General features: G+C 65.9%; 13 protein-coding genes, 1 tRNA gene and 1 pseudogene. 5 read left to right on the forward strand and 10 right to left on the reverse strand.

Going from position 1 to position 14,394, the window contains the following annotated elements:
- Nucleotides 1-68: 68 nt before the first annotated feature.
- From BLU54_RS19820 to BLU54_RS19830, 3 genes are all read right to left on the reverse strand, one after another.
- Nucleotides 69-1,331, reverse strand: a complete 1,263-nt coding sequence (locus BLU54_RS19820) for a benzoate/H(+) symporter BenE family transporter (RefSeq protein WP_091912281.1) — start codon at nt 1,329-1,331, stop codon at nt 69-71.
- A gap of 230 nt (nt 1,332-1,561) precedes the next feature.
- Complete coding sequence (locus BLU54_RS19825) at nt 1,562-2,740, reverse strand: vWA domain-containing protein (RefSeq protein WP_091912284.1); 1,179 nt, start codon at nt 2,738-2,740, stop codon at nt 1,562-1,564.
- A gap of 43 nt (nt 2,741-2,783) precedes the next feature.
- On the reverse strand, nt 2,784-3,620 hold the full coding sequence (locus BLU54_RS19830) for an AAA family ATPase (RefSeq protein WP_235838042.1): 837 nt from the start codon (nt 3,618-3,620) through the stop codon (nt 2,784-2,786).
- A gap of 693 nt (nt 3,621-4,313) precedes the next feature.
- Here BLU54_RS19830 and BLU54_RS19840 point away from each other — a divergent pair.
- Entirely contained in the window at nt 4,314-4,661 is a 348-nt protein-coding gene (locus tag BLU54_RS19840) for a c-type cytochrome (RefSeq protein WP_091912290.1), read from the forward strand.
- 24 nt (nt 4,662-4,685) lie between these two features.
- Complete coding sequence (locus tag BLU54_RS19845) at nt 4,686-5,042, forward strand: c-type cytochrome (protein WP_091912292.1); 357 nt, start codon at nt 4,686-4,688, stop codon at nt 5,040-5,042.
- A gap of 196 nt (nt 5,043-5,238) precedes the next feature.
- Here BLU54_RS19845 and BLU54_RS19850 read toward each other — a convergent pair whose 3' ends face one another.
- From BLU54_RS19850 to rsxB, 3 genes are all read right to left on the reverse strand, one after another.
- Nucleotides 5,239-5,667, reverse strand: a complete 429-nt coding sequence (locus tag BLU54_RS19850) for a DUF1841 family protein (protein WP_091912461.1) — start codon at nt 5,665-5,667, stop codon at nt 5,239-5,241.
- 279 nt (nt 5,668-5,946) lie between these two features.
- Nucleotides 5,947-6,588, reverse strand: coding sequence for an endonuclease III (gene nth, locus BLU54_RS19855; RefSeq protein WP_091912294.1), 642 nt, complete (start codon nt 6,586-6,588; stop codon nt 5,947-5,949).
- Nucleotides 6,585-7,277 (reverse strand): electron transport complex subunit RsxB, encoded by a 693-nt coding sequence (gene rsxB, locus BLU54_RS19860; protein ID WP_235838043.1) that lies wholly within the window; start codon nt 7,275-7,277, stop codon nt 6,585-6,587. Before rsxB ends, nth begins: the two co-directional genes overlap by 4 nt.
- A 168-nt stretch (nt 7,278-7,445) precedes the next feature.
- Here rsxB and BLU54_RS19865 point away from each other — a divergent pair.
- Nucleotides 7,446-8,036: pseudogene (locus BLU54_RS19865) on the forward strand (TetR/AcrR family transcriptional regulator); the annotation flags it as partial.
- A gap of 223 nt (nt 8,037-8,259) precedes the next feature.
- Here the strand turns inward: BLU54_RS19865 and BLU54_RS19870 are convergent.
- Nucleotides 8,260-9,504 (reverse strand): polyhydroxyalkanoate depolymerase, encoded by a 1,245-nt coding sequence (locus tag BLU54_RS19870; protein WP_091912301.1) that lies wholly within the window; start codon nt 9,502-9,504, stop codon nt 8,260-8,262.
- 96 nt (nt 9,505-9,600) lie between these two features.
- Nucleotides 9,601-11,415 carry a glycoside hydrolase family 15 protein gene (locus tag BLU54_RS19875; protein WP_091912302.1) on the reverse strand — a complete coding sequence of 605 codons (1,815 nt, stop codon included), beginning with the start codon at nt 11,413-11,415 and terminating at the stop codon, nt 9,601-9,603.
- A gap of 50 nt (nt 11,416-11,465) precedes the next feature.
- Between BLU54_RS19875 and BLU54_RS24295 the strand changes: the two genes are divergently transcribed.
- Both BLU54_RS24295 and BLU54_RS19890 read left to right on the forward strand, forming a co-directional pair.
- Nucleotides 11,466-11,930 carry a hypothetical protein gene (locus tag BLU54_RS24295; RefSeq protein WP_235838044.1) on the forward strand — a complete coding sequence of 155 codons (465 nt, stop codon included), beginning with the start codon at nt 11,466-11,468 and terminating at the stop codon, nt 11,928-11,930.
- A 727-nt stretch (nt 11,931-12,657) separates the two neighbouring features.
- Nucleotides 12,658-13,656: a CorA family divalent cation transporter gene (locus BLU54_RS19890; protein WP_091912305.1), complete on the forward strand. Its 999-nt coding sequence runs from the start codon at nt 12,658-12,660 to the stop codon at nt 13,654-13,656.
- 179 nt (nt 13,657-13,835) lie between these two features.
- Here the strand turns inward: BLU54_RS19890 and BLU54_RS19895 are convergent.
- Nucleotides 13,836-13,911, reverse strand: a tRNA-Asn gene (locus BLU54_RS19895).
- Between the two features lie 109 nt (nt 13,912-14,020).
- Nucleotides 14,021-14,344 carry a ferredoxin FdxA gene (gene fdxA, locus BLU54_RS19900; protein ID WP_091912307.1) on the reverse strand — a complete coding sequence of 108 codons (324 nt, stop codon included), beginning with the start codon at nt 14,342-14,344 and terminating at the stop codon, nt 14,021-14,023.
- Between the last annotated feature and the right edge of the window lie 50 nt (nt 14,345-14,394).

The raw sequence follows: 14,394 nt of genomic DNA on the forward strand, positions 1-14,394 counted from the left end.
TCAGGCATCGATCTGTTCATTGTAGCGAGCCGATGCCGCCGATGCAGCGCGACCGACCGTCCGGGTCCTCAACGACGGCGCCAGCCCAGCACCGCCTGCGCCACGACCCCGACCAGCACGCCCCAGAACGCCGAGCCGATCGACAGCACGGTGATGCCCGACGCGGTGATCAGAAAGGTCAGCAGCGCGGCCTCGCGCTCGCCCGGCGCGCGCAGTGCGTCGGCCAGCCCCTGGCCCATCGAGCCGAGCAGCGCCAGCGCGGCCACGGCCAGCACCAAGGCGCCAGGCAGCGCGGCGATCAAGGCCGCGATCGTCGACGCGAACAGGGCCGCCAGCAGGTAGAGCACGCCCGCAACGACGGCGGCGACGTAACGCCGGCGCGGATCCTCGTGCGCGTCCGGGCCGGTGCAGATGGCGGCGCTGATGGCCGCCACGGTCACGCCGTGCGCGCCGAACGGCGCGGTCAGCAGGGAGGCAAAGCCGGTTGCACCCAGCAGCGTCGAGGAGCGCACCTTGTAATGGTCGGCGCGCAGCACCGCGAGACCCGGCATGTTCTGCGAGGTCATCGCAACGATGAACAGCGGCAGGCCGATGCTGACCGTCGCCGCCACCGAAAAGCGCGGCAGCGTGAAGACCGGGCTGACCAGTTGCGGATGGACCGCCGAGAAATCGAGATGGCCGGCCGCCGCGCCGGCGATCACGCCGACCACGAGCGCCACGACGATCGCGTAACGGGGCTGCACCCGCTTGGCGAGCAGGTAGCTGGCCAGCATCAGCAACAGCGTGACCGGTTCGCGCGAAACGACGGGAAACACGGCGATCGCGATGCGAAACAGGATCCCCGCCAGCAGCGCGGCGGTGATGGCCGCCGGAATGCGGCGCATCAGCGCGTCGGTCCAGCCGGACAGGCCGATCGCGACGATCAGCGCGGCGCTGATCAGATACGCGCCGATCGCCTCCGCATACGGCACGCCGGGCAGGCTGCTGATCAGGAGCGCGGCACCGGGCGTCGACCACGCGATCACGATCGGCATGCGCCAGCGCAACGACAGGAAGATCGTGATCACGCCGATGGCCAGCGACAGTCCGGCCATCCACGAGGCGATCTGCAGGTCGCTCAGATGCGCGGCCGCGCCGGCCTGGTACATCAGCACCGCCGAACTGGTGAAGCCGGTCAGCACGGCAATGACGCCCGCGACCAGTGCCGACAGCGAGAAATCGTCGGTGAACCGGCGCGCGTGGCGGTGCCCGGGGGGCGGCGCGGAGACGATGACGGGCGTGTCGGCTGTGGCTGGCGGCGAGGCGGGGGAGGGCGGCGGAGGCGCGGTCATTGCAACGGACGAGGGTGAAGGTAGGGCGGCGACACGCCGCGCTGAGTGGCGGTGCCCATCATACGGCCAGCCGGCCCGGAGTCCAATGCTGCCGTGGCAATATTGCCTGGCCGGTTCCCTCCGACCGTGCACCGACACGGCCGAATCCGCTGGCGCGCTGGTTGCGCCTGGTTCGACTCGACCCCGCCCAACCGGTCGCCACCCGCTGACTTGCGACGCGCCGACCGGGGTCAGTCGCGGCTCAAGCGGTCGATTGCGTCTCCCAAGCCGTGCAGCGTCAGCGGATACATGCGGTCGTCGACCAGGTGCCGAATCAACGCCACCGACTGCCGGTATTCCCACAAGCCGCGCGGTTCCGGATTCAGCCACACATGGCGCGGGAACTGGCGGGTCAGCCGCTGCAGCCAGACCGCTCCGGGCTCGTCGTTGTTGTATTCGGTCGAGCCGCCCACCTGGGTGATCTCATAGGGCGCCATCGTGGCATCGCCCACCAGAATCAGACGGTAGTCGGACGGGAACTTGCGCAGCAGGTCCCAGGTGGACTGGCGTTCGGCATGGCGTCGGTGATTGTCGCGCCACAGGTTGTCGTACACGCAGTTGTGAAAATAGAAGAATTCGAGATGCTTGAATTCGCTGCGGGCAGCCGAGAACAGCGCGGCGACGCGCTCGACGTGGTCGTCCATCGAGCCGCCCACGTCGAGCAGCATCAGCACCTTCACGCGGTTGCGCCGTTCCGGCACCATGCGCAGGTCGAGCCAGCCCGCGTTCGACGCCGTGCCGTGTATGGTTGCCGGCAAGTCGAGTTCCTCGGCGGCGCCCTCGCGGGCGAAGCGCCGCAAACGCCGCAGCGCCACCTTCAGGTTCCGCGTGCCGATCTCGACGTCGTCGTCATAGTCGCGGAACGCACGCTCCTCCCATACCTTCACCGCCGTACGGTTGCCGGCCGACTCGCCGCCAATGCGGATGCCCTCCGGATTGAAACCGCCGTTGCCGAATGGCGACGTGCCGCCGGTGCCGATCCACTTGCTGCCGCCTTCGTGCCGCTCGTGCTGTTCTTCCTGCAACTGGCGCAGACGCTCGAGCAGCGCGTCGAGGCCGCCGAGTCTGGCGATCTTCGCCTTCTCGGCATCGCTCAACTCGCGGCGCAGCTTTCGTTCGAGCCACTCCAGCGGAATCGTCGGCAACGCGGCCATCTGCGCACCGCGCTGCGTGAAGAAGGCGGCGAAGGCGCGGTCGAACTTGTCGAAATTGCGCTCGTCCTTGACGAGGACGAGACGCGCCAGCCGGTAGAAGTCGTCGATCGACGGATCGATCAGGTCCCGCCGCAACGCATCGAGCAGCGTCAGGAATTCCTTGATCGAGACCGGGAGCCCCGCCTCGCGCAGCCGGTACATGAAATCGATCAACATGGCCGATCTCTCCTGGACGTGAACGTCGCGTTGGGCAGACGGCTCAGCGCCGCTGCCGGTTCATCGCGGCGAGGCGTCCGAACAGCTGCATGTCCTGCTCGTTCTTGAGCAGCGCGCCGAAATAGGGCGGGGTGCCGTCTTCGTCGCGCAAGGTGTCGGCCAGCACCCCCTCGGTGACCAGCAGCCTAAGCCAGTCCAGGAACTCGGACGTCGACGGTTTCTTCTTCAGTCCCGGCACGGTCCGCAGCGCGAAGAAACGCGCCAGCGCGGCGCTGAGCAGTTCCTGGTCCAGCCGCGGGAAATGCACGGCGACGATGCGCTGCATGGTCGCCGCGTCCGGGAACGTGATGTAGTGGAAGAAACAGCGGCGCAGGAAGGCGTCCGGCAGCTCCTTTTCGTCGTTCGAGGTGATGATCACCAATGGCCGATGCCGCGCCTGGACGAGCTGGCGGGTTTCGTAGACGTAGAACTCCATCCGGTCGAGTTCGCGCAGCAGGTCGTTCGGGAATTCGATGTCCGCCTTGTCGATCTCGTCGATCAGCAGCACGTGCTGGCGATCGCTTTCGAACGCCTGCCAGAGCACACCCTTGACGATGTAGTTGGCGATGTCGTGCACGCGCTCGTCGCCGAACTGCGAGTCGCGCAGGCGGGAGACGGCATCGTATTCGTACAGGCCTTGCTGCGCCTTCGTGGTCGACTTGATATGCCACTGCAGCAGCGGCATGTCGAGCGCCGCCGCCACCTGCTCCGCCAGCATCGTCTTGCCCGTGCCCGGCTCGCCCTTGATCAACAGCGGGCGTGCCAGCGTCAGCGCGGCATTCACCGCGAGCTTCAGATCGTCGGTCGCGACGTACTCGGAAGAACCTTCGAAGCGGGCCACGGAGCGCTCCTGTGAGAAAGCGGCCGCCAGGAGCGGCGGCCGGAACTCGCAGTATAGGGGCACGGTGGCGGACGCGTCGGCGCGGCGGCGTGGCCTCGCGGCTGTTTCGGGCTTGCGTTGCAGTTGCCTCGGGGTTGCCTAGGTGATGCTTAGGTGATGCTTAGGTAATGCCTAGGTGATGCCTTGGATTGGCGGCAGTGTCGGCAGCGCCTCAACGGCTGGCGCGTCGCTGCGCCTGGCCGAATTTGCCGCGCGCGCAGGGCCGATGCGCCGTTGCGCTGCGGGGTCTGCCGTCGCTGGACGGCAGACGGGTCCGGCGGCGCAGGCGGCCGCCGTCGCGGCATAGGCGTAGCCGCCGTAGCCGTAGCCGTAGCCGCAGTAGCCGTGGCGGCCTGGCGCCCAACGAGGCGCCGCGGCATGCGCCGTGCAGGATTGCAACGGCAGCGGGCAGCGCCGCCCGACGGCCGCGGCAGGGGCGGGCGTGATGCGCCTGCCGAGCACCGGCACGGCGCGTCAAGTGGACGGCAAGGGGCGTGCGCGCTACAATGCACCGATTTTTCGGCCTGCTTCCGGGCGAGTGCGGATCGCGCATCGCTCGCGAGCTGTCGAGGCGCACCCCCGCGGTCTTCACGCTTTTCCGGCTCCGGGAGGGCCGGAGCGGTCAAAGCGCGGTCCCCAACTCGATTTCAAGCGATGAACAAAAATGTGCTTGCCGCGGTGCTGACGCTGTCGGCGTTCGGCGCCCACGCGGCGGAACTGGTCGGTAATCCGCAGGCGGCGCGGGACAAGGTCGCCATGTGTATCGGCTGTCACGGCATCGCCGACTATCGCACCGCCTATCCCGAAGTCTATCGGGTGCCCAAGCTGGGCGGCCAGCCGGCCCGCTACCTGGCCAACGCCCTGCACGAATACAAGAACGGCAACCGGCGTTTCGAGACGATGCGCGCGATCGCCGTGTCGCTCTCGGACCAGGACATCGCGGACATCGCCGCCTACTATTCGGCGCAAAGCCCGAACAGTGCCGACAACCCCGTCAAGTAAAGCCGCGCGCGCACAGGAGAATTCATGAACAAGCTTTTGGCTGCCGTCGCGCTCGCGGTCCTGGGTTCGGTGGTCACCGCGCCGGCCAGCGCCGCGAACGCGGCAAACGGACGTGAGATCATCGAGCGCAGCAACTGCGCTGCCTGCCACGGTCCGGGTCTGGCCAAGCCGGTGAGCGGTGAATATCCGAAGCTCGCCGGGCAGTATGCGGACTACACCTATTTTGCGCTGCGGGCCTATCAGGTCGGCAATGCGAATCCGCTGTTCGGCCGCGACAACGCCGTGATGCGTGCCCAGGTGCAGAGCCTGTCCGAATCGGAACTGCGCGACATCGCCGCTTACATTCAGTCGCTGCCCAGCGACCTGGTCACGAAGAAGTAGGCACCGGCCTGGCCGCTATCGGCGGCGATCGGCTGTTGCGCTGCCTGACAACGCACCGTTCGCGGTGCGTTGTCGTTTCCGACGCCGGCGCGGCGTGAGTATTCGGACGTATTTCCCATACCCTGCCGGCGCGTGACGGGCCTGTTCCGGGCGCCGGCGCGGCGCTCGCTCGGGGTTGGCCGCCTGCGGTGCCGGGTCAGCGGCTGGCGCGTCGCCGGATGCGATCCAGATAGGCATCGGTGTCGGGCACCGTACCGGTGCGCTGTGCCTCCCACAGCGTCTCGCCCAGGCACTCGAAGATTTCGTGATGGGCGTCGTGTTCGGAACCCAGGCGGGCGGCGAGCTGTGCGTGCGCGGCCCGAATGCCGGGCGGCTGGTCGATCGACAGCTGCTCGCTGACCGCCAGATGCATCGACAGATGCAGAAACGGGTTGGAGCGTCCCTGCTCCGGCGAGTAGTCCGGTGTCTGTTCGGCCGGTGCCTCCAGGTCCGGATGATATTCGGGATGGGCCTTGACCCAGTCGATCGCCATCGCTTCCAACGGCGTCAGGACCTGGCCTGCCTGTTCCTTGCGCCAGGCGTCGCGGAAAAACTGGCGCACTTCGTCGCGGCTGGGATTGAACATGTACGGTTCGCGGTTGAACGGGGCTGATTGGAAAGCGCCGCACGCCTGCGGCATATTGCTTAGCGGCTGCATAACGGCTGCACAACGGCCGTGCCATGTGGCGGGTCGGTCGGCCCGTCGCACGACACTGGATGACCGCGCCGCGTGACGTTTCGACATGAAACGAGCGGGCGGCGGAACGCATGCCGGCGTAAGGACGCCGCGTCGGTGCGCCGAGGTGGGCAGGCGTTGACGGCTGGAACGGCTGTCGCTGCAGACGCCGGAATTCTACGCCTTGCCTCAGGTCGGCGCTGGCGTCTTGTCCCGATACTCGCACAGCGGTTCGATCACGCAATGCCAGCATTCCGGACGACGTGCCTTGCAGACATAGCGGCCATGCAGCAGGAGCCAGTGATGCGCGTCGCGCATGAACTCCGGTGGCGTAACCTTCAGCAACGCGTCCTCGACCGCCTTCACGTTCGGGCCCGGCGCCAGGCCCGTGCGGTTCGCTACGCGGAAGATGTGCGTGTCGACGGCGATCGTGTGCTCGCCAAAGGCGGTGTTCAGGACCACATTGGCGGTCTTGCGTCCAACGCCGGGAAGCGCCTCGAGCGCGGCGCGGTCGCGCGGGACTTCGCCCTGGTGACGTTCGAGCAGCGCCTGGCAGGTCGCGATGACGTTCTTGGCCTTGGTGCGGTACAGGCCGATCGTCTTGATGTAATCGGTCACGCCGGCCTCGCCGAGACGCAGGATCGCTGCGGGCGTGTTTGCGACCGGGAACATCCGGCGCATTGCCTTGTTCACCGAGACATCGGTTGCCTGCGCGGAGAGCAGTACTGCGATCAACAACTCGAACGGCGTCGTGTATTCGAGTTCGGTGGTCGGCGTGGGATTGCCTTCGCGCAATGTCTCGTAGATCGCACGGCGTTTCGTCGCGTTCAAGGCTGTGCTTCCCTGTCGTTGTGGCTTTGTGCTTCGGCTTCACGCCGAGCCCGTGCGCGCGCCACCGCGGCGGCCACGATCGCCCGCCGCTTGGCCGCTGCCGCGTCTTCCTGAGTCAGGGCGTCCGATGCCGTCGACGCGGCCTGCGCGCGCTGCGCCACACGTTCGGCCTTCGCGGCGCGTTCGCGTGCGAGGCGCGCGTTGCGCGCGTCGAAATGCCGGCGCGCCGTGTCGGCCTGGGCTTGTGACCATGCATCCCAGCCGGTCGCATCGCCGCTTACCGGTTCCATCGAGATGCAGTCGACCGGGCACGGTGCCACGCACAGATCGCAACCGGTGCACCAGTCCGCCAGCACCGTGTGCATCTGCTTCGGTGCGCCGACGATTGCATCCACCGGACAGGCTTGCATGCACAGCGTGCAACCGATGCAGATGCGCTCGTCGATGCGGGCGAGCGGACGTGGCCGCTCTGTGCCGGTGGCCGGATCGAGCGGCACGATCGGTGCGTCGAGCGCCGCGGCAAGGCGAGCGATGCCGTCGGCGCCGCCAGGTGGACAGCGATTGTGTGCAGCCTCGCCGCTTGCCATCGCCGCCGCGTACGGAGCGCACCCTGCGAAGCCGCACTTGGTGCACTGCGTCTGCGGCAGCAGGCGATCGAGCCGCGCTGTCAGTTCAGGGTCGGGGAGCAATTCATCTTCTCGGTGATCTGCCGCCATTATCCCGCATTTCGCGGACCGTCCCTGGGCAGTGTTCCGGTTTCAATCGCGGCTGTGACATAATCAACCGTCCGTTGCCGAGGCGGCGGACAGCAGGAAAATATAATTGGCTATCCTTATAAACTAGAAGAGGTAATAGAGATGGGAGCTATTGGCAGCAGACGCGATCCAGAGGGGACGAGACGACGGATCCTGCAGGCAGCGGTGGACGAATTCGTTGGTGGCGGTTTGTTCGGCGCCCGCGTCGACAGGATCGCCAGGCTGGCGGGTGCCAACGAACGGATGATCTATTACTACTACGGATGCAAGGAGCGTTTATTCGTTTCGGTATTGGAGGAGACGGTCCGCGACTTCGTCGAATCGATGGCGGCAATCGATGTCAACGGACTCTCTCCGATCGACGCGATAGTTAGGCATGCAGAGAAAATGTGGCTGTATTTCCGCGACACGCCCAGGCTCGTGCGCCTGATCAACAACGAGAATCTGCACGAAGCGCGGTATTGGCGAAGCGGTGACGTGCCAAAGCTGGTGGCGCCAACGCGCGAGCGCTTCGATCATCTGTTGCGACAGGGCGTCGCCCGCGGCGAGATCCGCGCCGGCATCGATCCGCTGCATCTGTTCCTGCTGGCGGCGTCGCTTGGCTACTACGTGGTATCGAACCGTCACACGCTGCACGCATCGCTGATGCGCGACATGGCCAGCGGCGAAGAGCACGAAGCATTGATGCGCAGCGGCGCGGACATGTTGCGCCGCTATTTGCAGGCGGAGGGCACCCCTACCGGCGCGGCGTCGGCGGGCGGGCAGGGTGCGGGAGTCGGCGACGACCGAAAGCGCGAGCGCAACGCGTCGATCGAAGTTGAGCCGGCGGCGGAGACGTTGCCGCGGGTGAGCGAAGTGTGACACCGCCGGCGCGCTCGACATGGCGTGCGCCGGCGAGGGGACGATGCGCGGTGGCTCAGGGGCGGTGCGCGTCGATGAAGGATTGGACCTGCGGGTAGACCACGTTGCGCCAGCGTCGGCCCGAGAAGATGCCGTAGTGTCCAGCACCGGCGACGTCGAAGTGCCGCTTGCGGTCGTCGGCGATGCCGGTGCAAAGCGCGTGTGCTGCACGCGTCTGCCCGCTGCCCGAGATGTCGTCCAGTTCGCCTTCGATGGTCAACAGCGCGGTGCGCTCGATCGCGGCCGGCCGTACGGTTTCGCCATCGATGGTCCAGGTTCCGTTGGCCAGCGCATAATCCTGAAATACCACCTGAATGGTCTGCAAATAATACTCGGCGCTCATGTCGAGTACCGCGTTGTACTCGTCATAGAAGCGCCGGTGCGCCTCGGCGTCGCTGTCGTCGCCGCGCATCAGATTCAGGTAGAAATCCCAGTGCGATGCGACGTGGCGATCGGCGTTCATCGCGACGAAGCCGGCGTGCTGCAGAAAGCCCGGATAGACCCGGCGGCCCGAGCCCGGATAATTCGCCGGCACGGTGCAGATCACATTGTTCTCGAACCACTCGTACGAGCGCTGCGTGGCAAGCGAGTTGACCGACGTGGGACTCATGCGCGCATCGATCGGGCCGCCCATCATCGTCATCGTCAGGGGCGTCGCTTCCCCACGAGCCGCCATCAGTGAAATGGCGGCCAGTACCGGTACCGTCGGCTGGCATACCGAGATGACATGCAGTTCCTCGGCGCCAATGTGACGAATGAATTCCTCGATATAGTGGACGTAGTCGTCGAGATTGAAGCGGCCATCGGCGAACGGCACCATCCGCGCATCGAGCCAGTCGGTGATATACACCTTGTTGCCGCGCAGCAGCGTGGCGACGGTATCGCGCAGCAGCGTTGCATGGTGGCCCGACAGCGGCGCGCAGACCAGCACCGTCGGCTGCTTGCGCAGCGTCTCGACGGTCTGTGGATCGTCGGCATAGCGCTTGAAACGCAGCAGTCGACAGAACGGTTTTTCGAGAACGACCTGCTCGACAATTGGCACGTGGTGCCCATCGACCTCGACCTGGCGGATGTCGAACTGCGGCTTCTCGTAATCCTTACCGATGCGGTACATCAGTTCCAGCGCGGCGGATGTGCGGCTTGCGCCGGGCAGATAGGCGGCGGGATTGGCCGGGTCGGCGAAGGTCCGCGAAGCGACGTGCGCCCAGGCGTAGAACGGCGCCAGCATCGCCCGCTGGTATTCGTGCAGCAAATACAGCATGAGGGCTCTCCAGAGAGGCGCACGCCTCGGCGCGCGCGCGGCGAGGGTCGGTCAGGCGCCCTCGGCGAGAAAAATGTTGCAAAGCAACATTGTCGCTCAAGCGGCGTCGTCCTGCCGAAGTGCGCGCGTGTCGATGTTGCGGTAACCCATCAGATTCATCGCGCTGTGGACCAGTGCGAAGTGGGAGAAGGCCTGCGGGAAATTGCCGACCTGACGCTTGTGGTCGGGGTCGTATTCCTCTGCCAGCAGGCCAACGTCGTTGCACAGGGAAAGCAGCCGCTCGAACAGGGCGACCGCCTCGTCGCGCCGGCCAAGGGCCACATAGCTGTCGACCAGCCAGAAGCTGCAGGCCAGGAAGGTGCCTTCGCCGGGCGGCAGCCCGTCGTCGGTCTCGTTCGTGTGATAGCGCTTGACCAGGCCCTCGACCGTCAGCTCCTTCGCCACCGCCTCGACGGTGCCGACATAACGTGGGTCTTCCGCGGGCAGGAAGCCGATGGCGCCGATCAGCAGCAGGCTGGCGTCGAGCGATTTGGAGCCGTACGCCTGGACGAAAGTGTTGCGCTCGGCATCGTAGGCGTTGGCGCACACGTCGGCGTGGATTTCGTCCCGCAGCGTCTTCCAGTGTGCGACAGGGCCGTCCAGGCGGAAACGCTCGGCGGAATGGATCGCCCGGTCGAACGCCAGCCACGCCATGATCTTCGAGAACGTGAAATGCTGCCGGCCGCCCCGGACTTCCCAGACGCCTTCGTCCGGCTGGCGCCAGACCGTTTCGAGATGCTCGCAGATCTTGCACTCGATGGCCCAGCTTTCCTCGTCGTTCGGCAAGCCCCCGGCCCGGGCCACATACAGCGCGCTGAGCGTTTCGCCGAACACGTCGAGTTGTAGCTGGCACACCGCACCGTTGCCGATCCGCACCGGCCGCGCCCCCTGGTAGCCTTTCAACCAGTCCGCTTCCCACTCCGGCAGGCGCCTTTCGCCGCCGATGCCGTACATGATCTGCAACTGCGAGGGCGAACCGGCGATGGCGCGGGTCAGCCAGTCGCGCCAGGCCGCGGCTTCGTCGTAGTAGCCCGCCCGCATCAACGCGATCAGGCTGATCGTCGTGTCGCGCAGCCAGCAATAGCGGTAGTCCCAATTCCGCGTGCCACCCAGTGCCTCGGGCAGCGAGGTGGTCGGCGCCGCGACGATGCCGCCGGTGGGCTCGTAGGCCAGCGACTTGAGCACGATCAGCGAGCGGCGAACCACGCCGGCCCACTCCCCTTCGATCTCGCAACGGCCCGCCCAGTCGCGCCACCACGTCTCGACGCGGGCGAGGGCGGTATTGACGTCGCTGCCGGGCGGCACCGGCTCGTGCGAGGCGCCGTACGCCAGCACGAAGGGCACCGATTCGCCGGCGCTGAGGCTGAAGGTGGACACCGTGTGCATGTTCTCGCCGCACAGCATCACCGGGGTGCGCATGACCACCATGTCGGGGCCGGCGATCGCGCGCACGCCGCTTTTATCGTCGAGTTGACGCACCCACGGCACCGAACGCCCGTAGTCGAAGCGCAGGACAAGCTCCATGCGCATCTTTACCGCGCCTGCCCGGCAGACGACCAGACGCATCAGCTCCGGCCAGCCGTTGCGGCGGGGCATGAAATCGATCAGGTCGACGACACCTTCGGGCGTTTCGAAGCGCGTTTCGAGAATCAGCGTGTCCGGGCGGTAACGCCGCGTCACGGTTGCCTCGCCGGCTTCCGGCGATGGCGCGATCAGCCAGCGCCCGTTCTCCGGCGTGCCAAGCAGTGCCGAAAAGCAGGCGCTGGAGTCGAAGCGCGGCCAGCACAGCCAGTCGATGGAACCGTCTTTTCCGACCAGCGCGGCGCTGTGGCCGTCGCCGATCATTGCGTAGTCTTCAATATTCAGTGGCATGCGGGATATCGAAATTTGACGTGAGCCGTCCGGCGGCATGCGACGGTTCGATGCAGGGGGCGCTGACGGCGCCAGACAGGTGGCATTCCGCTCGTTCAAGTTCTAGCATAAAGGCACACCGCCATGACGTGCTCGCCGGTGGCTGCGAAGAGGCGAGGTTCCGCCTCGTCGCGGCGACTTGCTGCACCTCGCCGACGATTCGCGGGCAACGCGAGCAAGGCCCCGGCGTGGCGCCAACGACGATCAACCGCAGGAGACGCGACATCATGACCATGATGGACAGATCGAATTGCATCGCGATTTTGTCGCTGGCCGGCCGGCTTGCGCCCGATGCGCCGCCGCAGCCGCTCGACGCTGCGATGCTCGGACTGGGTCGTAACGATCTGGAAACGACCGCGGCGTTTCTGGTCGAGCGTGGCTGCTTCATGAGCCACCGGATCTCCGCGCGTGAATACGCGGTTGGTCCGCTGTCGCTGCAAGGCCGCCTGCGGTTGCAGCAATTGTGCGACGACTGACGGACGCGCTCGCTTTCGCAAATCCCAAAAAAATAGCCCGCGGACGGGAACCGTCGCGGGCCAATGCCGCCATCTCACGGGGGGCTTGATGGCGGAAGACCTGAAAGACCACGCGTGCACAGCTCGGGGGAACTGCCGCAACGCGCTTGCAGTCTCAATGCAACCCCTGTGCCAGGGGCCTGCGTACCTCCCGCTGTCCAGCGCAGGTGCAGGCCCGCGCTACCGTCATAAGCTTGCGTACGGCTTTCGAGCGTCGTGACGGAGTCGCCTGAAGTCGTGCCCGGCGCCGCTCGCCGCATTGCGTCAACTGACGCGCCGCCCGCTGAGCCTACCCGCCGCGCCGCTGTCGCTTGGCAGGGCGGACGCCATCCCGGTCCTGCCTGCTTCATTGCGGCGTCGCGTTCGATCGACGGTAACCCGATCGCCCCGCAGCCACCGAGATTTACAACGGTTTGGCATATTTTTCCGGTCTGACGCACGGCTGTGCCGCCAGCAGTGCAGGCCAAAAGCGGGGCACGGCATGGCGCCTGAGCATGCCATCCATTCGTGCCCGGTTGCGGTGGTTGCCGACGCCGCTCGCGATGCCACTTGCGACGCCACTTGCGACGCCACTTGCGACGGCGCACGCCCGCGCCGCCTCCACTATGATGAGCATTGCCCTGGCGCGCGCTCTCGCTCCGTTCCGGGCACGGACGCCGGTGAATGAGGTCAGTAATGAAGGACAGCGATGAATGAGATGACAGGCAAGCAGGTCGCGCCGGAGGGTTACATCCGCGGCTTTCAATTCATCGACGGCAAGGCCGTGGCGCTCGACTGGGCCACCGCGTCGACATTGCCTGGCGAGCAGCATGCGCCATGCTGGCTGCATCTGGCCGGTACCGATGAGCATATCGATGCGTGGATCGACACGCTCGAGATGTTGCCGCCGGGCGTGCGCAGCTTTCTCGGTGGCACCGACAAGCGGCCGCGCCTGCATGTCGGCGTCGGCTTCATGTATGGCGTGATTGCCGATCTGGAACTGGGCGGGGAGCCGGACATCGACAAGGACAAGGGTGCGCTGCGCTTCTTCGTCGACCAGAAGCGGCTGCTGACGGTTCGCGCCCGCGCATTGCAATCAACCGACCGCCTGCGGCACGCAGTACTCGACGGCGACGCGTTCAGCGACACCATCGACCTCTTCGCATCGTTGATCGGCGCGCTGAACGAGGGCTTTGCCGAGCGGGTGAACGATCTGGGCGAGCAGCTCGACGACATCGAGGAGGCCGTGCTCGACGGCCACCACAACGAACTTCGCAGCGCGCTGGGTGCGTTGCGCCGAAGTCTGGTCGAACTGAAACGTTACGTCGATCCGGAGCGCACCGCGCTGGCCCAGTTGATCGGCAAGCGGCTCGACTGGGCGGAGCCGCGTTCGAGCGAGGCGCTGGTGCAGGCCGTGCAGGCGTTGAACGGCATTGGCGGGGCGCTCGAAGCGCTCTACGAGCGCGCCAAGCTGATGCAGGAAGAAATGGCGTCGCTGCTTGCGGAGAACATCAATCGCAAATTGCTGGTGCTCTCGATCATGTCGGCGCTGCTGCTGCCGGCGACGCTCGTGACCGGTGTGTTCGGCATGAATGTGGCCGGCTTGCCCGGCCTGCACAATCAGCACTCGTTCTGGATCGTCACCGGCATGATGGTCGTGCTTGCGGCCTGCACGCTGGGCGTCCTGAAAAAGTTCAAGCTCTGGTGACGCTGACTGTCGCGAGCTCGGCAGTCGAATAGTGCGGCGTCTGGGATAGACCAATGCGTGCGCTGATCGTGCCCCGACACCGGGACCGCGCGAACCGCGGACGGAACTGCACGGCGCGCGCCAAAACGAGCGCACCAAAAGAAAAAGCCCGCACACCGTGCGGGCTTTTTGCTGTTCTTTGGCTCCCCGACCTGGGCTCGAACCAGGGACCTGCGGATTAACAGTCCGTCGCTCTACCAACTGAGCTATCGGGGAACAGCAGAGAAAGAGATTATATGAACTGGAACAGCTTGCGTCAAGGACTTTCGCGAACTTCCGTCTTATTTTTCACCACGGACGGCTGTCGCAGGACCGTCGCGCGCGCTCAGCGCTCCAACAGCTTCAGCTTGTCCGGCACATCCTTCCACTCGTCAGCATCCGGCAACGGCGCCTTGGTTTTGGTGATGCTGGGCCAGTCGCGCGCCAGTTCGGCGTTCAATTCGAGGAAGTGCTGCTGGTCGCCGGGCACGTCCTCTTCCGCGTAGATCGCATTGGCCGGGCACTCGGCCACGCACACTGCGCAGTCGATGCATTCGTCCGGATCGATCGCCAGGAAGTTCGGGCCCTCGCGGAAGCAGTCGACCGGGCATACATCGACGCAATCCGTATAGCGGCACTTGATGCAATTCTCGGTCACAACGTGAGTCATTCCAGCTCCTGCATCCGGCAATTAGGCAAACCGTTATTGTAGCGCAGCGC

It is taken from the genome of Chitinasiproducens palmae, assembly GCF_900095735.1.
GTDB classification, from domain to species: Bacteria; Pseudomonadota; Gammaproteobacteria; order Burkholderiales; family Burkholderiaceae; genus Chitinasiproducens; species Chitinasiproducens palmae.